The sequence below is a fragment of the Chitinophaga sp. genome, assembly GCF_039596135.1.
In the GTDB taxonomy this organism is placed as follows: domain Bacteria; phylum Bacteroidota; class Bacteroidia; order Chitinophagales; family Chitinophagaceae; genus Chitinophaga.
Genome location: NZ_JBCNKH010000043.1, coordinates 38,632 through 57,038, shown reverse-complemented (window position 1 = coordinate 57,038; position 18,407 = coordinate 38,632). Strand labels below are relative to the sequence as shown.

14 protein-coding genes are annotated in these 18,407 nt (G+C 41.1%); 12 read left to right on the top strand and 2 right to left on the bottom strand.

The window, feature by feature from the left end; all coding sequences use genetic code 11:
* The coding region (locus ABDW16_RS21805; protein ID WP_343672681.1) for a Crp/Fnr family transcriptional regulator at nucleotides 1–539 on the bottom strand (539 nt) is incomplete at its 3' end.
* An 88-nt stretch (nucleotides 540–627) separates the two neighbouring features.
* On the opposite strand from ABDW16_RS21805, the gene ABDW16_RS21800 reads away from it, so the two are divergent.
* Nucleotides 628–1,227, top strand: a complete 600-nt coding sequence (locus ABDW16_RS21800) for an FMN-binding negative transcriptional regulator (protein ID WP_343672680.1) — start codon at nucleotides 628–630, stop codon at nucleotides 1,225–1,227.
* A 13-nt stretch (nucleotides 1,228–1,240) separates the two neighbouring features.
* On the opposite strand, the gene ABDW16_RS21795 is transcribed toward ABDW16_RS21800, so the two are convergent.
* Nucleotides 1,241–2,257: a GntR family transcriptional regulator gene (locus ABDW16_RS21795; RefSeq protein ID WP_343672678.1), complete on the bottom strand. Its 1,017-nt coding sequence runs from the start codon at nucleotides 2,255–2,257 to the stop codon at nucleotides 1,241–1,243.
* Nucleotides 2,258–3,644: 1,387 nt separating this feature from the next.
* On the opposite strand from ABDW16_RS21795, the gene ABDW16_RS21790 reads away from it, so the two are divergent.
* The 11 genes from ABDW16_RS21790 (at nucleotide 3,645) to ABDW16_RS21740 (ending at nucleotide 18,382) form a co-directional block, all read left to right on the top strand.
* Nucleotides 3,645–5,549 (top strand): nucleoside-diphosphate sugar epimerase/dehydratase, encoded by a 1,905-nt coding sequence (locus ABDW16_RS21790; RefSeq protein WP_343672677.1) that lies wholly within the window; start codon nucleotides 3,645–3,647, stop codon nucleotides 5,547–5,549.
* Between the two features lie 60 nt (nucleotides 5,550–5,609).
* Nucleotides 5,610–6,455, top strand: coding sequence for a polysaccharide biosynthesis/export family protein (locus ABDW16_RS21785; RefSeq protein ID WP_343672675.1), 846 nt, complete (start codon nucleotides 5,610–5,612; stop codon nucleotides 6,453–6,455).
* A gap of 21 nt (nucleotides 6,456–6,476) precedes the next feature.
* Nucleotides 6,477–8,888 (top strand): polysaccharide biosynthesis tyrosine autokinase, encoded by a 2,412-nt coding sequence (locus ABDW16_RS21780; RefSeq protein ID WP_343672673.1) that lies wholly within the window; start codon nucleotides 6,477–6,479, stop codon nucleotides 8,886–8,888.
* 31 nt (nucleotides 8,889–8,919) lie between these two features.
* Complete coding sequence (locus ABDW16_RS21775; protein WP_343672671.1) at nucleotides 8,920–10,209, top strand: nucleotide sugar dehydrogenase; 1,290 nt, start codon at nucleotides 8,920–8,922, stop codon at nucleotides 10,207–10,209.
* Between the two features lie 18 nt (nucleotides 10,210–10,227).
* Nucleotides 10,228–11,235: an SDR family oxidoreductase gene (locus tag ABDW16_RS21770; RefSeq protein ID WP_343672670.1), complete on the top strand. Its 1,008-nt coding sequence runs from the start codon at nucleotides 10,228–10,230 to the stop codon at nucleotides 11,233–11,235.
* Between the two features lie 102 nt (nucleotides 11,236–11,337).
* Complete coding sequence (locus ABDW16_RS21765) at nucleotides 11,338–12,561, top strand: oligosaccharide flippase family protein (RefSeq protein ID WP_343672668.1); 1,224 nt, start codon at nucleotides 11,338–11,340, stop codon at nucleotides 12,559–12,561.
* A 3-nt stretch (nucleotides 12,562–12,564) separates the two neighbouring features.
* The gene (gene asnB, locus ABDW16_RS21760) at nucleotides 12,565–14,490 is read left to right on the top strand and encodes an asparagine synthase (glutamine-hydrolyzing) (protein ID WP_343672666.1); all 1,926 of its coding nucleotides are present in this window, start codon (nucleotides 12,565–12,567) and stop codon (nucleotides 14,488–14,490) included.
* 2 nt (nucleotides 14,491–14,492) lie between these two features.
* Nucleotides 14,493–15,689 carry an O-antigen ligase family protein gene (locus tag ABDW16_RS21755; RefSeq protein ID WP_343672664.1) on the top strand — a complete coding sequence of 399 codons (1,197 nt, stop codon included), beginning with the start codon at nucleotides 14,493–14,495 and terminating at the stop codon, nucleotides 15,687–15,689.
* A gap of 4 nt (nucleotides 15,690–15,693) precedes the next feature.
* Nucleotides 15,694–16,782 (top strand): glycosyltransferase family 4 protein, encoded by a 1,089-nt coding sequence (locus tag ABDW16_RS21750; protein ID WP_343672662.1) that lies wholly within the window; start codon nucleotides 15,694–15,696, stop codon nucleotides 16,780–16,782.
* Entirely contained in the window at nucleotides 16,779–17,300 is a 522-nt protein-coding gene (locus ABDW16_RS21745; protein WP_343672660.1) for an acyltransferase, read from the top strand. Before ABDW16_RS21750 ends, ABDW16_RS21745 begins: the two co-directional genes overlap by 4 nt.
* Entirely contained in the window at nucleotides 17,300–18,382 is a 1,083-nt protein-coding gene (locus ABDW16_RS21740) for a glycosyltransferase (protein WP_343672659.1), read from the top strand. The genes ABDW16_RS21745 and ABDW16_RS21740 overlap by 1 nt, the downstream gene beginning before the upstream one ends.
* Nucleotides 18,383–18,407 lie beyond the last annotated feature (25 nt).

Genomic DNA, 18,407 nt, shown 5'->3' with positions numbered 1-18,407 from the left:
CTCAAACTCACCTGCGTAATCCCCAAATACGAAGCTATATGCCCCAACGACACCCTTCTCAGCAATTCCGGTGTATCCTGCATTAAATCCCCATACCTTTCCGCCGCCGTTCTGAACTGTCTTGCTATCAGTCTTACTTCTGTTCTGGCCAGCTCAATCTCAGCCAGTTTCCTACCCCAGTTGGCAATATGAATGTCCTGGTGATAAAGTGTTTCCAATAAAGACCCATCAAAATGATACAATTCACTATCTTCCAGTAACTCGACATCTTCATAACTTTTTTCCTTACTCACATAGCTTTTCATAGACACTACCGGATCACCTTCCATACCAAACCAGAAAGTAATATTCGTATCTTCTTTTTCTGTAAAAGCCCGCACTATCCCTTTCTTAATAAAATACAAATTATGATCTATTCTATCCGCCCTGAACAGCAGGTGATATTTAGGAAAAGACACCACATCCGCAATGGCCAGTAATTTTTCCACCGCCTCCGGGGGGATGGGATGAATCCGTTGTATGATTGCAGTCAAGGTCATAATTGTGCAAAAGTAAATATTCTCTGGACTATTGGTTATTTCCCTGCTGGCCCCTTCCAAAGCAACCGGAATAGCCGACCTTTGCATTATGTATATACCACACGACAATTTAATGGATAACCCCGCTGAAATCCTGTCCTTCATTCAGCGGTACAGCTTTGGAACTATTATTACGAATATTGAAGGGGTACCCGTTGCTACACACCTGCCTTTTCATGCGGAGATGAGGGGTACGCAGCTCATCCTTACTGCGCATATTGCCAAAGCCAACAAGCAATGGCAGGCAATTACTGACCAACAAAATTTAGTTATTTTCTCCGAGCCGCACGCCTATATTTCTCCGTCTCATTACGACAGCCTGCTGTCAGTCCCTACCTGGAATTATTTAGCTGTGCATGCTTATGGAAAGGCGAATATCATTTCGGATCAGGAGGCGGTCATGACACTGCTGGAAGGTGCTATTAAAGATTATGAACCGGCGTATATGGTGCAGTGGAACGAACTACCGGAGACTTTCAAACACAAAATGGCGAATGGAATTGTGGCCTTTGAAATAATCGTTACTACATTGCAGGGAAAGAAGAAACTCAGTCAGAATAAAACCGACGAAGAAAGAAAAAGAATAATTGAATCATTGAAAACTTCCGGGGATAGTACCGCTACTCAATTAGGAGAGTACATGGAATAGAGGGAATTTCCCTCTACAAACTTCCCCTCATGATCAACCTGAACTCATTTTTTACTACCTCCATTTTTTTGCCTAAGATCATCCTGGCGGCTATCTTCCCCATCTCATCGTGATCCGTCGAAATAACTGTTATACCATCTAATAACACCTCCTTCAACAGCGTCTCATTATAACTTACAATCCCCACGTCCTTCCCAACTACCAACCCCTGATTGCGGCAAATTTTCACCAGATTGACCAGGTCCGTTTCCTCAATAATCACATATGCCTGTCCTTTTATTACCGGCGCATCCATCTCCACACCCTCTATCACCGAATAATTAAAATCATTCATCCTGCAGAAATACTGGAACCCCATTTTAATCTCCTCCGGGTACGGTGTCATTCCCGGATTCACATAAACCAACCGGTCATACTTCTTCAACTGCTGCAATGCATCTGTTAATGAAGCATATATATCCTTTTCAAAATTTTGATATACTATCCCGTATTTCCCCTTCAGGCCGGGCAGATCCCTATCCAATAAGATCAGTTGATCTGCCGGTACCCGCTGTATAATCTCCAGCACCTTCTCCGGTTGCTCATAAAAATGAGGCATGATTACATAATAGTCATAATCCCCAATCCGGTTATTCATCAGGTTCTCAAACAAGGTCACACTATGGTGATGAATGTGTAGATCTACAAATACATTATCCCCCAATGCCTGTACAAATGCATTATAAAGTTGTTTCTTATAATTGCTGATTTTATTAAATAAGAGCAATACCCGCAATGGCGTAGTTACATCAGTACGATTAATAAAGTACCCTTTGCCTTTTACTGATATAATTACTTTCTTATCTCTCAATTCATTGTACGCTTTCTCTACAGTTCCGCGTGATAACAGATATTCTTCACTCAACTCATTTATAGAAGGGATCTGCTGGTCGCGCTTCAATATGCCATCCCTAACGGCCGCCATAATAGAATGTACTATCTGCTGATAAACGGGAATTTTACTACTGGTATCAAGTTTCAGCCCTTTCATACCCCCAAAATACTAAAACTTACTTCATATTCTATCTATGATATGGCGATATAATTAATATATCAGACCGAACATAATTTGCATAATTATTGTTCTAATATTGGCCTATTAGCCAGCAGAATCTATAGACAGGACAAAAAAAAGAAAATGCATATTTTTGAGAATTAAACCAATAATTCTTATGCTCTTCGTGTATATGTAGACGTAATAGGTGTTGTAACCATTGATTAAGGCGTATTAACAAATCATTATTGTTTTTATATCATCGATTGTATTAATTTTGGGTTACAAATATTTTGGTCTATATTGACTTTTTTCCCTCCTTAAGAATTTTAACCATCTGATGTGAAAGCAATCCTTAGAGCGGATGTCGTCGTTTTTTGTTATAGCCTCGCAGGTTATATGTACACAACTTACCAATTAAACTATGAATCACAATCACGAGGCGGCAATACCCCAAGCTGCTGCCACCAAAAAAGTGCATCGTTGTCCACGGTGTAAAAGCGGAACACTCGAAGACAGAGTGCCCAGAGGTTTCATCGTCAAATATATCCTGGGAGTTTTCCCTCTCAGACGATACATCTGTTACAAATGCTTCAAAAAATCTTACGTATGGCATCGGAATGGTGAATAACCCTTTTTTCCCCAAATACCCCGGAAATTTGGATTACAGATATGAGAAATATCTGAGATTCATTACTACTTCAATAAGTTGTTTTCAGATTGTATGACAACAATCTTCTTTAAATATTGTTATCCAACTTAGGTAAAATATTTACAAGCTACTTGAATTGGTATAGTGTTTGCTCGAATAGTGAATCTGTCGATAATTGTGGTGAATGGCAATTTTATCTTTTATTGTTTTAAAATTATCTAAAACAATTGTCTTTAGAGTTCATCTAATCTCCAAACGGCTGTTTAAGCCATGTGAAAGATTGAGCTAATTGTATCAAAATCTTAATTGCTGCCTGCAGAAGCATTTAAAATGTGCTGAGCAGGTAAATGGTGAATGCCACCTGAAACTGACTGGAAATGCGGTACGTATAAATACGTATTTTTTCAATAAGTTAATTTATTTCCAATTTAAATCTTTTGGGGCCGAGTAACAGGAGTTTATTATAACATGCTTACTTTAATTGATTTACATATTATTTTAATTAATTTATCAGACAATAACATATAAATAAAAAAAACATCTAATTATTATTACTTATTCTTTTCGCAAAAATTAATATTATATATTTATTTTGCACGCTGTTTATATCGCAGGACATAAATAAATTATAAGGGTAAGTATTAATGATTGGGACAATTATGAATCACTGATACAGTTTTAACCTTATCTATTAATTCAATGACTAAGAGATCTTGGATAACCCCGTCTTGGTTGATATTATTATTAGACCTCGGGTGTTCTATTGTTGCAATGAGCCTGGCTTTTCTGCTTAGGTTCAACTTTAACCTCGAAGATTTTAGCCACTTCCCCCTTAAAGATATTATGGTGGTGGTGCTATGTACGAATCTGTTATCGTCACTGATATTTCGTACTTACACAGGCATTGTACGTTATACGAGCATGTCTGACGTAGGCAGAATATCAGGGATGGGAGTGTTTGGAAGTTTAATCTACTTTTCTGTGAACTATGCTGCTGTATCTTACGGCACTGGTATCATGTTTCCATTGTCCATTATTCTCATTAACTTTTTTATTAGTATTTCCCTCCTTTTATCCTACAGGTTATTCGTGAAATGGGCATTTAATTATTATGCCCGTTACGGAACTATCAATAAAACTAAAGCAGTTATCTATAACGCCGGCTACTCCGGCCTCATGGTTCGCAAAGCCATCAGCGAAGACGCCAGCGGCAGTATCCGGATATGTGGCTTCCTCGACGATACACTGACACGCGCCGGAAAGCGACTGGAAGGATTGCCCATCTATGCCACAAACAGAGCATCTTTAGAAAAACTGGTCTCCCAGGAGAAAATTAAGCTATTAATTATCGCCGAAGAAACTATGGACTCCCAGTTATTGAATAATCTGGTAGATCATTGCCTCTCCCTGAATCTCAAAGTGCAGAAAGTTTTACCCGTAAATAGGTGGATTACATCCGGATGGAACTCCAAACAATTACAGGATATTAAAATCGAAGACCTTTTGGACCGCTCAGTGATCAAAATCAATAATGAGCAGGTGAGAAAAGAAGCCAAAAAGAAATCTATCCTGGTTACAGGTGCTGCCGGATCTATTGGCAGTGAACTGGTTCGCCAGCTCGTAAAACTGGAACCTTCCGTGCTGATTCTTTGCGATAAAGCTGAATCACCCCTGCATGAATTGGAACTGGAACTCCAGGACATGATTACCAACAACGTAGCAATTGTGTCTTTTATTGCAGACGTATGTGACAAAAATCGTATGCAACAGCTATTTGAGGTTTATGAACCTACCATGGTTTATCACGCCGCTGCCTACAAGCACGTGCCCATGATGGAAAAGAACCCCTCTGTAGCCGTCATTAATAACGTATTGGGTACCAAGATCCTGGCTGAACTCTCTGCAGACTTCGGCGTAGAGAAATTTGTGACCATATCTACCGATAAAGCTGTTAACCCAACAAATGTGATGGGGGCATCCAAAAGGATCGCCGAGATCTTTACCCAGTCTTTCAACCATCACATGCACAAACAGTACAAAAAAAATGGCCCTGTATACGGTCATCCGCCAATCAGGTTCATTACCACCCGGTTCGGAAATGTACTCGGTTCAAATGGAAGTGTTATTCCCCGCTTTAAACAGCAACTGGAAAAAGGGGGACCACTTACTGTAACACACCCGGAAATCACACGTTACTTCATGACAATTCCCGAGGCCTGCCAGCTTGTACTGGAAGCCGGTGCAATGGGGCAGGGGGGCGAAATCTTCGTATTTGACATGGGGCAGCCCGTGAAAATCGCCCACCTGGCTAGAAAAATGATCCAGATGAGCGGCCACGAACCCGGAAAAGACATCCAAATTGTGTATACTGGTTTGCGCCCGGGAGAAAAATTGTATGAGGAACTACTCAATAATTCGGAAAATACTGTGAGTACTTATCATGAAAAGATCATGATAGCCAAAGTACGGGAATATGATTTTGCTGAAGTGAATGCATTAATTGAGCAATTGATAGAATCCGCTAATAAACATTATATTACACCCACCGTGGCTCTCATGAAGCAACTGGTGCCTGAGTTTATTAGTAAAAATTCCACATATGAGCAATTGGATAAAGATAAAATAAAATTATCCTAAGTTTGCTGGCATAAAAACTTGCCTGGCGGAACCATCATCTTAAAACAATTTTTTATATAAATGAATCTAATTAAAAAGGAAGGGATACAGCGATATAGCCCTATTAAGTATCTGTGGATAGGATGTATTGTTTTAGTTAGCTTATTTTCATGTTCCACTCCTAAAAACATTACCTACTTCAAAGATATTCCTGATTCAATTAAACAAAGTAGTATTGCGCTGGCCAATTTTGTAACTCCTGTGATCCAGCCAGATGATATTCTGCAAGTAAACATTCAAACGCTCGATGCTGGCACTAATTCTGCACTGAACCAGGGCAACTCAATTTTTACGTCCGGTGGCAATGCCACTGCTTCTATCCCCGGCGCTCCGACTGCCAGTCAAACCATATCAAACGGTTATCTGGTAGATAAAAATGGATACGTTTTACTTCCCATTATCGGAAAAATAGTGGTAGCCGGTAAATCTACAGACCAGGTCAGAGACGAAATCAGTAAGGCTGCAGAACAGTATTATAAAGATCCGGTTGTAAATGTCCGCTTTGCAAATTTTAAGATCACTATACTTGGAGAAGTAGCAAGACCATCGGCATATGTTATGCCTAATGAAAAAGTAAGCATACTGGATGCGATTGGATTAGCGGGTGATCTGACCATATATGGCAAAAGAGAGAATGTACTGCTGATAAGAGATAACAATGGTAAAAAAGATTTCGTACGTTTCAACCTGAATGACAGTAAGATATTTTCTTCTCCCTACTTCTATTTGCATCAGGGAGATGTAGTTTATGTAGAACCGAACAAAGCCAAGGTAAATTCGACTGACATGACACAGGTAAGAAACATTTCCATTTTGACTTCTGTAATATCAGTAGTGATCATTGCAATATCCAGAATTAATTTCTAGTATAATTTTCATATAAAGCATATGAATAGTAGCGATAATATAAATCTGAATGGTCATCTAAATGGTCAGGCCCTTAAAAGTGACAGTGCTGATAATAAATTAGTAATAAGAAATCTCCTTGATAAAGTAATATCCAGCTGGTATTGGTTCGTTTTGTCTCTGGTATTGGGTGTAGGTGTCGCAATGGCATATCTGAGATATGCAAATCCTGATTATAAGATAAATGCGAAGATCATTGTAAAAGATGATCAGAAAGGCGGTGATTTCCCCGGACAGGAACTCTTGTCCCAGTTGTCCATGTTCAGTAATAAGGATAACGTAGATAATGAAGTGGAAGTATTGAAGTCACGTTCCCTGATGGAAAAAGTAGTGCGTGATCTGCAACTCAACGTTGCCTATACTGAATTTGGCCGTATCAAAACTGCCGAAATATTCAATGTCCCATTTAAATTACGCTGGGTGTCTCTGAAAGATACACTCATTCCCAATAATTACCAGATTGTAACCAAAGGCGAACAAGGGTTTGAAATTTCCAGCAAGGGAATGCCAGAAACAAAAGGTAAATGGGGGGATACGCTGAAACTGACTGAAGGAGCCGCCGTGTTAACACGTGAATGGCAATTTCCTTTGGAAGAGGGGCATAAATACGGTATTCAGGTCATCTCTATCGATAAGGCAGTGGCCGATTATCAAAAGAATTTTACGATTTCTGTACCCAACAAACAGGTGAGCGTGATCGATATGTCGCTTATATCTTCATTGCCGGCTAAAGGTGAGCTGATTGTTAATTCCCTGATCAATGCGTACCTACGTGCCAATGTGGAAGATAAAAACAGAATCGCAGACAGCACAATTTCCTTTATTGACAGCCGACTGGTGGTAGTAAGCAGTGAATTGTCCGGAGTTGAAAAGGACATTCAGCAATTTAAACAGGAGAACAACCTCGCTGATATTACAGAGCAATCTAAAGCGCTGATCAATGGTACAACTGATTTTACGAAGCAACTGACCGAGCAGGAAGTGAACCTGAGCGTGATACAATCACTGGAATCCTATATCAAAGATGAAAAGAATAATTCCCGCATCGTTCCGACTGCCCTGATCGTACAGGATCCAACCTTCATGTCGCTGATCGAGAAATATAATAACCTTGAACTGGAAAGGGAGCGTTTGCTGATGACGAATACAGAAGCGAACCCTGTGGTAAAAAACATTGACATACAGATCGCTGGTTTAAGATCAGATTTGCAATCCAGCCTCGGTACTTATAAACGCGGTGTGGAGGTGAGCATTCGTGAATTACAGGCACGTTCATCCGCATTGAATAGCCAGATTCATCAGGTGCCGGGAAAAGAAAGGATTTTCCTGGATTATTCCAGACAGCAGGCAATCAAGCAGGAGTTATACCTGTTCCTGTTGAAGAGACGTGAGGAATCTGCAATTTCCAAGTCTTCCAATATGGCAATCGCACGGGTCATCGATGCTGCAAAAAGTGAGCCTATACCATTTAAACCTAAGCGTTCGCTGGTGATTTTGATCGGATTACTGATTGGTATCGCTATCCCTTCACTGTGTTTATATCTGAAAGATATTCTTAGCACCAGGATCGCCTATAAAAACGATATTAAAGAGAATAGCCCTGTGCCTATTCTTGCGGAAATTGGGCATAGTGATTATAAAGACTTGGTAGTGGTAAAGAAAGAGAATTCTTCCATTCCATTGGTAGAGCAGTTCCGGGCTATCAGAACAAACCTGCAGTTTGTATTGTCCGGCAGGGATGAGAAGACTATTTTGCTGACATCCAGTATGAGCGGTGAGGGTAAATCTTTTATTGCGACCAATCTGGCTGCTGTTCTGGCATTGTCCGGCAAAAAAGTGGTCCTTATGGAGATGGATCTCAGAAAGCCAAAAATCTCAGTGAATCTGGGTGTAAATAACCAGACAGGCTTCAGTACATATGCTATTGGTAAAACTACATTTGAAGACCTGATCCGTCCTTCAGATATTCACCCAAATTGTAGCCTGATCACATCTGGACCTATTCCACCCAATCCGGCGGAATTATTGTTGCTTGAGAAAACGGAAAAATTGTTTGCACATTTACGTGCTGAATTCGATTATATCATTGTGGATACAGCTCCCGTGGGCCTTGTAACAGATGCTCAGCTGCTGGCCAAATATGCCGATGCCACACTGTACATTGTAAGACAAGGCTTCACCTTCAAAGCACAGTTGCAAATTAGCCGTGACCTATACCTGCAGAGAAAGATGCCAAAAGTCAATCTGGTCGTGAATGATGTGAAAATGGATCGTAGCAGCGGGTATGGTTATGGTTACGGTTATGGTTATGGATATGGCTATGCAGGAGAAACCAGTGACAGCAAATCAGCTAAGGGTTTGAGATCCAAATTGCAGAAATCAAAAAAAGCATAACAATAAATATCAAGTAAAATAGTAACCCTTTATGATCTCTAACGCAAAATTAGCGGTAATTGGATTGGGATATGTCGGATTACCGCTGGCGGTTGAATTTGCCAAAAAATACCCGACCATTGGATTTGATATTAATCAAAAAAGAGTCGGAGAGTTAAATACAGGAAATGATTTTACACTTGAAGTATCTAGCAAAGATTTACTGACAGTGTTGACAAAGGACCTGAATGCCCCATCAGGGTTACTTTGTACAGCTAATTTAGAGGAAATCCGCGAATGTAATTATTTCATTGTGACTGTGCCTACCCCAGTAGATAAACACAACAGACCAGACCTGACCCCATTGTACAAAGCCAGCGAAACTGTTGGTAAAGTATTGAAGAAAGGAGACATTGTTGTGTATGAATCCACAGTATACCCGGGTGTGACAGAGGATGAGTGTATCCCCGTTCTTGAAAGAGTGTCCGGTTTGAAATTCAATGTGGATTTCTTTGCAGGCTATTCTCCGGAACGTATCAACCCTGGTGATAAGGAACATACTGTGTCAAAAATCTTGAAAGTGACTTCAGGCTCTACCCCTGAGGCAGCAGATAAAATAGATGCATTGTACAACTCTGTAATCGTTGCTGGTACTTACAAAGCAGCTTCCATCAAGGTTGCAGAAGCGGCAAAGGTGATCGAGAACTCACAACGCGATATCAATATTGCATTCGTGAATGAACTGGCGAAGATCTTTAACAGAATGGGCATTGATACAGAAGATGTGTTGAATGCTGCCGGTACCAAGTGGAACTTCCTGAAGTTTAAACCCGGATTGGTAGGTGGTCACTGTATAGGTGTAGACCCTTACTACCTGGCACAAAAAGCCCAGGAGCTGGGTTATCATCCTGAAATCATTCTGGCGGGTCGCCGGCTGAATGATGGTATGGGACAATATGTAGCAATGGAAGTAGTGAAGCTGATGGTGAAGAAGAGCATTCCGGTAAAGGGTGCGAAGATACTAGTGCTGGGCTTTACCTTTAAGGAGAACTGTCCTGATGTACGTAATACCCGTGTGATTGATATTCTGAACGCACTGAAAGAATACGAAACAGATATCGTGGTGTATGATCCATGGGCCAACCCAGCAGAAGTAAAGCATGAATATGGCTGGGATTCCGTGCAGGAACTGGATGGCACCTGTGACTATGACACAGTTATTTCCGCCGTGGCACATAAGCAGTTCTCCGGTCTCGATATTAAGGGGTTGTGTAAAAATACCAGTGTGATCTATGATGTAAAAGGAGTACTGAATAAGGAAATGGTAGACGGCAGACTTTAATTCAATATAGTTCAGTTCATGTACAATACAGTATATCATCCCGTTCAAATTTCAGCGCATTCTTTTTTGATAACAGGAGGCGCTGGATTTATAGGGTCCAACCTGGTAGAGTATCTGCTCAAACATGGCGCAGGGAAAGTAAGGGTGTTAGATAATTTTTTAACCGGACACAGGAAGAATTTAAACGATTTCATGGATAATCCTGCCTTCGAATTACTGGAAGGGGATATCCGGAACCTGGCCGATTGTAAAGCCGCAGTAAAGGGAATGGATTATGTGTTGCACCAGGCAGCGCTGGGCTCAGTACCACGGTCCATTAACGATCCGATAACCACTAATGAGATTAATGTTTCAGGATTTCTGAATATGCTGGTAGCTGCAAGAGATGAGAACTGCAAAAGATTCGTATATGCGGCCAGTTCCAGTACGTATGGGGATCATCCTGGTCTGCCCAAAGTAGAAGATCAGATCGGAAAGCCTTTGTCGCCTTATGCGGTAACCAAGTATGTAAATGAGCTGTATGCAGATGTGTTTGGAAAGACCTATGGTATGTCATTGATCGGGTTGCGTTACTTTAATGTATTTGGACAACGCCAGGATCCGAATGGTGCCTATGCAGCGGTGATTCCTAAGTTCGTGTCCCAGTTCATTAACCATGAAAGTCCTGTTATTAATGGAGATGGTGCTTTTTCCAGGGACTTTACTTATATAGACAATGTGGTGCAGGCAAATATCAAAGCGCTGTTTGTACCTGATGCAGCAGCCCTGGGACAGGTGTATAATGTGGCATTTGGAGAACAAACATCGCTGACACAGCTGACGGAAGCTATCAAAGAGGAGTTGGTCGCTTTTGATACAAAGATCAGCGATGTTTCAGTGATCTATGGTGCTAACAGGAAAGGCGATATTCCACATTCACTGGCGTCTATTGACAAGGCAAAAACCTTGCTGGGCTATCAGCCTGCCTATTCCTTTAAAAAAGGACTGAATGAGGCGGTGGCGTGGTATTGGCGCAACCTGAAATAGGATACCGGCGGAGATCTTTCTTTCTATTTAGCATATCCGGATTATCGGCGCTTAGTATCACACCTGAAAAGCAATTGCAGTTAGAAAGTAAATTTTAAATAGTTGAAAAAATTAGTTTCTGAGTTTTTGTATTTGTCGCTTTTTCAGGCCTCAAATTATATATTGCCCCTGCTAACATTTCCATATCTCATTAGGGTGTTTGGTTTGGGTGTATTTGGAGAGTATACAGTGATACAAACTGTTCTTACATATTTTATCATACTGGTAGATTTCGGGTTTAATGTAACAGGTGTTAAGAATATTTCACAGGCCGCTAATGAAGAAGAGCAGTCGAAAGTGTTCAACACCATTATGGCATCCAAGGGCTTACTGATCGGCATTTCTTTTCTCGTTTTATTGATATCAGGATTGTGCGCATCTGAGGTGCGTAATCACTTCATGGCGTATTTGATGGCTTTTCCAATGGTAATCGGACAGGCTATTTTCCCGATCTGGTTTTACCAGGCGATCCGGAAAATGAAGGTAGCGACAATTATCAATGCCTCGATAAAAATCTTTTTCACTGGCTGTATCTTTTTGTTTATTAAGAGGGCAGATCAAATGGGAACTGTATTCCTTTTTAACTCGATTGGTTTTCTGGCAGGAGGAATCGTAGCCGTGATTCCGGTGTATACCAGGTATAAGCTGCGGTATTTTACGCCTGCCTGGAAAGATGTAAAGGCAGATTTATCCGAAAGCTGGCGGATCTTTTTATCAAGGGTGTTCGTGACATTATATTCTTCTACCAACGTACTGGTGCTCGCTTATTTTAAAACACCGTTTGTCGTAGGGCAATATTCAGCTGCAGACAAGGTGTTCAGAGGGCTATATAATGTATCTACTCCTTTTACGCAGGTGTTCTTTCCATTGCAGGCAAGGCTGTATAAGGAGTCCATAACTGCTTATATTAAAGAATCAAAGAAGATTTTTTTCATATTATTATCGGTTTGTACGGCAGTAGGCGTAGGAGTATTTATTGCATCTCCCATCATCGTAAAACTAGTGGTAGGCCATGAAGATACGGTTGTATTGGCGGTGTTGCGGGTATTCGTATTAAGTGTGATCCTTTACCCTTTTGGGGCATTCTTTACGAACATGCTGGCCATCCAGAATATGAATAAGGTATTGCTGCGTGCGGTGACCTATTCTGCTGTGATGAATCTGGTGCTTGTAGTACCGGTAATTTATTATTTTTCTGTAACAGGGTTAGCGTGGTTGTCTTTTGCGACACAATTGCTGATCTTTTTATACAAAGGGCTTTCCATAGTAGCTGATTTAAAAAAATAACTCATGTGCGGTATCGCCGGATATATTCATAAGACAAGATTGACTTACAATGACGGCGTCATGAAAGAAATGTTGGAGGTGCTTGCACACCGCGGACCTGATAGTAATAGTCATTGGGGAAATGAGGAAGAGTGTGTTTTTCTGGGGCACCGCCGGCTGGCGATACTCGATCTTTCCGATGCAGGTAAACAACCAATGTTGAGTAATGATGAAGAATTGGTAGTAGTGTTCAACGGGGAGATATATAATTTTGATGAGATCCGGAATGAGCTGAAGACGCTGGGGTATACTTTCAATACCGGCAGTGATACAGAAATGATCCTGTATGCGTACAAGGAATGGGGTATAGAAACGGTATCAAAGTTCATTGGGATGTTTGCAATTGTGTTGTTTGACAGGAAGAAAAAACAGGTGTATTTTGTCAGAGACCGGTTTGGTGTAAAACCACTGTTCATTTTTGAATCGGAAAAGTTACTGATGTTTTCGTCAGAGATCAAGGCGTTTTATAAGCACCCGGAGTTTAAAAGTGATATTAACCAGGATGCGATCCCCTTATTCCTGAAATACGGGTATATTCCAACACCGTATTCTATCTTTACGCATGTGCGGAAAGTGAAGCCAGGGCAGATACTACAGTATGATGTGGAAAAGGGAATGGTAGTGCGGGAACTGACATATTGGGAGCCGTTGGCTGCTTTTAATAAAGAAAAATTCTATAATAAAACAGAGACAGAGATCACGAGTGAAATAGTTGATTTGCTAAAATCGGCATTTCAATATCGTATGGTGGCGGATGTACCAGTAGGGATATTCTTAAGCGGGGGGATTGACAGTTCGTTGGTGACAGCATTGCTGACTAAACAACTTGGATATAAGCTGAAGACATTTACGATCGGATTCGACAATGAGGCTTATAATGAAGCGAAGATCGCAAGGGAGGTCTCGGTACTGCTGAATACGGAACATTACGAATACATCTGCACGGAGAAGGAAGCGCTGGAGATTATTCCACAGTTGCCAATATATTATGATGAGCCATTCGCAGATTCATCTGCTATACCTACGATGTTGTTAAGCGAGAAAGTACGGTCGCATGTAACAGTCGCATTATCGGCAGATGGCGGAGATGAACTCTTTGGTGGATATACAAAGTATTTCTCCCGCGAAGGACTATATAATATGTTGCGTAACTCTCCGGTTGCATTACGGTATCCCATTGGCTGGGGATTAGGACTGATGCGCAGGTATTGGAGGATGCAGGGACGGTATGACAAGGATGCAATATTGGAAAGAGCACAGGAAATTGTGCATGCTAAAGATAAAAGTGCTTCTTTTTTGAAGAAAATCGATTATCGGTTGTTTAGCAATTATGAGTTGAAGAAACTCTTGCAAGGAACGTATAAAAAAGTGGATACGGCATTTGATGTCACAGGCAGTTTATCTGCTGACAATAGCGAAATCGAAAAGATGCAGTCTACTGATGTAAAGACCTATATGCTGGATGATATTCTGGTGAAGGTAGACAGGGCTACGATGGCGCATAGCTTAGAAGGAAGAGAACCTTTGCTGGACCACCGGTTGTTTGAATATGTAGCACGGATTCCAGCGGGAATAAAATTTAAAAATAATATTCCGAAATATCTGTTGAAAGAGATAGATTATACACTGCTGCCGAAGGAGCTCCTTGACTTACCTAAGCGGGGGTTTGCAGTACCCATACAGCACTGGTTGTTGAATGAGCTGGCAATGTTTTGTGATAATTATCTAAGTGAGCAGGAAATTGCTGCAAGTGGGGTATTCAATTATCAGGAAATTAAAAAGTTACGCCTCCGTTTTCAAAAGGAGCGGCGAAGGGCAGATGCAGACAGGATCTGGCGTATCTTGTGCTTTCAAATGTGGTTTAGCCATTGGATAAAAGATAAAGTATAGTAATGACTCGTATCAATATATTATTGTTCTTATATGCTTGTACAGCGATCGTTTGTTTTGATTACGAGGATCTGACGATCATTCCGAAGATCTTTGCCGGTCTGCTGATGGTGGAGTATTTTATTCAAACGGTACATCTGAAACAGACCAACAAAAAAGGTTCGTTTAATTGGGGTCTGTGTTGCCTGCTTTATTTTGCACTGTACAGTCTGATCTCTTTTGCTTTTTTGCCATATGATCTTCCGGGAGAATCGATTATTAATATTGTGATGATCTATGTGTTGTCATACATTCTGATCCGTGTCGTGGACAATGTCAGGACGTTCGATATGGTGCTGCTAGGAGTGAGCATTGGTTTATTTATTGGGTTTGTCTTTAACATTTTAGTGCCGCCAATAGATGAATTTGGCCGGACCGGACGTTTTTCCGGTACCCTGGGAAACGCCAACCTGTTTGCCCTCATGATTAATTTTTGTATATCGTTCTTATTGCAGCGGTACAAGTTGTATTCGAGGTTCTGGCGGAATCTTGTATTGATCTTTATTGTAATGTCTGCTTATGGGGTGATGATGAGTGGTTCCAAGTTGGGATTGCTGATGTATCTGATCAACGTTCTGTATCTGATCTTTTATATACGGGTGATAAGGAATACGACGGCTTTGGTATTTATATCTATTCTCATTGTTTTCTTATCCGGTTATTTTGTCTCCAATTTCATGTTGGACAACTCCGAAGCTTTTCAGCGATTCCATTATTTGCAGGATGTTTTTAACGGGAATAGAAATTATAGTGATTCCGATCTGCTCAGGTATAATCTGGCAGTGAAGGGATGGGATATGTGGACACAACGACCCATATTTGGATGGGGCTACGGCGCCTTTGTGTATTTAGGTGGATATAATTTGTATTCGCACAACAATATGATTGAGTTACTGGCCAATTCAGGGATCATAGGATTTTTGCTGTTTCATGCAGCATTGGTGCAGCTGGTTGTGATGGCGAGTCGATCAGGCATTCACCGGAAGAGTAATATTGCCTGGACCTGTTATTTTGGCCTGATGGTGATAGTTAGTTCATTTGCAATTGTCTTGCTGGGAGAAAAACTGTTCTGGCTTTTATATTTCTCAATGGTGGCTTACCTGAAAATGCATACTGTGCCGAGGGAAGTACCTGCCATAACGGTGCATCAATTAAATTAAAATTATGAAGGTTGTTTTATGTATTGACGGATTGGGTTCCGGAGGTGCACAACGTCAGATTGTGTTATTAGCTGAGTTGCTGATCAGCAGTGGACATACGGTGGAATTTATCACTTATCTGGATGACAATTTTTATAAAGAGGTGACTGATAAGTTTGGGATTAATGTGGTGACCGTGAAGTGGACTAACCTGTTTTCAAGAACATATAATTTCCTGGTGGCAGTAAAGCAGGCAAAACCTGATTTTGTCATTTCTTTTTTAGATAATCCAAATCTTATCTCAGAACTGGCGTCACTTCCTTTCCGAAAGTGGGGCCTGATCGTGTCTGAGCGCACGGGTAAGATCGGGAAGATATCAACAAGGGATAAAATTCGGTTTCATTTTCACCGGTTGGCAGACGTAGTGGTAACAAATAGTTATAATCTTTCTGATTATGTGGTAAATAATGCACCATGGCTGAAAAAAAAGGTGCATACGATTGTGAATGCAGTGGATTTTGAGAAGTTCAGACCGTTGGAGGTAACTCCGGCAAAAGATGTGGTGAAGATTGTAGTAGCAGCAAGTTATCAGCGGCTAAAGAATCCTGAAAATCTGATTAAAGCAATTCATTCCCTGAAAGGGCTGCCAGTTGAGTTGTATTGGTATGGCAATAAGATGCTGAAAGATGGTGTGCCGCAGAACACCTCGCGATATCTTGAGGCTGAGCAGTATGTAAAGGAGCATGGGTTGGAAAATATTATTTTTCTGGATGGACCTTCAAGGGAAATCCCCCGCCTTTTTAATGAGGCAAATGCTGTTTGCCTGCCATCCTTTTACGAAGGATGCCCGAATGTGATCTGCGAAGCGATGGCATGCGGTAAGCCGGTATTGGCAAGCAATGTATGTGACAATCCAAGATTGATTAAAGAGGGCGTCAACGGGTTTCTGTTCGATCCAGGTGATGTGATGTCTATTGCGGATGCGATTAAAAAATTAATAGCGTTATCTCCGGCAGAGAAGGACAGAATGAGTAAAGAGAATCTGGCATTTGCTGCTGCTGAATTTGACAAATCGGTCTTCTTAAATAAATATCTGAACTTATTGAAGTTATGATCAGGATTATCAGTTTATTCTTTTATTACGGCTTTGCCTATTATTTGCCGGAAACGAATAACCGTTATTTCTTTTTTATCAGGAAGATACGTGCATTCATTGCTAGTGGTATACTTGATAGGGCCGGTGCTAATATTAATGTGGAAAGTCGTGCAAATGTAGGTTCGGGAAGGGGGATCTCTATAGGACGTAATTCAGGACTTGGGGTGAGAGCCTATGTGAGAGGTCCACTGACGATAGGAGAGAATGTCATGATGGGACCAGAGGTTATTATCCTCACCCGCAACCATAAGTATGATGACCTGAGCATCCCCATGAACAGGCAAAAGGAAGCAGTTGTGAAGCCGGTGGAAATCAATGACGATGTCTGGATTGGCACAAGGGTTATCATTTTGCCTGGCGTTACGATCGGTAAAGGAGCAATAATAGGAGCAGGTGCTGTGGTGACTAAAAGTGTTCCTGATTATGCAATTGTAGGAGGTAATCCTGCGAAAATCCTTAAATACAGAAATCAGTAATGAAGATATGTTTTTTGTCTGCGGGTACATTTACCCATATTCAGCCATATATAGATTACTTCAAAGGAAAAGGGCATGAGGTGCATTTTATTGCCTTAAGCCCTTCTCCTGAAAGGAATGTACCGGTACACAATGCATGGACAGGTAAGGAATATGATGTAAAGGCAAATAAATATAAATATATCACAGCTGCTTTTAAGGCCAGGAAGATTGTCAGTAAGCTTCGGCCGGATATTATTCACGCTCATTATGTAACAAGTGGTGGGCTGGCTGCCTATGTGATCAATCATCCAAAGACGGTGTTGACAGCACATGGAAGTGACATAAACGCCAGTGTAAAGTCCCCGGTATGGCGCTTTTTACTCAAACGTATATTGGGCAGGGTATCGGCAGTAAACGTGGTATCCGGCGAATTGTATGATAAAGTGTTGCAACTGGGTATAGCTGAAAGTAAGATTTATAATATCAATGTAGGTATCGATTATGATATTTTCAGGGAGCATCACGCAGCTCATTCGGCACCTTATGTGTTAAAGATGGTATGTAACAGGCGTTTTGAGTCTGTTTATGACCATATGACAATTCTGAGGGCATTAGTATTACTGCGGCAAAAACAGGTGCCTTTTGAGATGTCCTTTATTGGTGGTGGTCCATTGCTGCAGGCAGCTATCAATTTTGTGAATATGCATGGTCTGGAAAACCAGGTCACTTTTTACGGACAAGTAGAAAATATTGCTCAGTTAGCGGTGTTTGAAAAGTGCAACGTGTATCTTTCTTCTTCCAGGTCTGATGGCACCAGCCTAAGCCTGCTGGAAGCAATGGCCGCCGGCCTTTTCCCGGTAGTGACAGATATCGTGGCGAACAGGGCTATTCTCGTACATGAAACGTCCGCGTTGTTGTTCCCTGTAGGTGATGCAGAAAAATTGGCAAAAGAATTGACATATCTGAGGAACGAATTTTTTGTGAAGGTGCCTGGTATCATTACAAACAACCAGGATTTTGTGGTGCAGAAGGGAAACCGCCAGACGAACATGCAGAAGCTGGAGAAAATTTACAATGAAATAGCCTTATCAAGTGACTAAAAGAATTATTTATCTACACCAATAT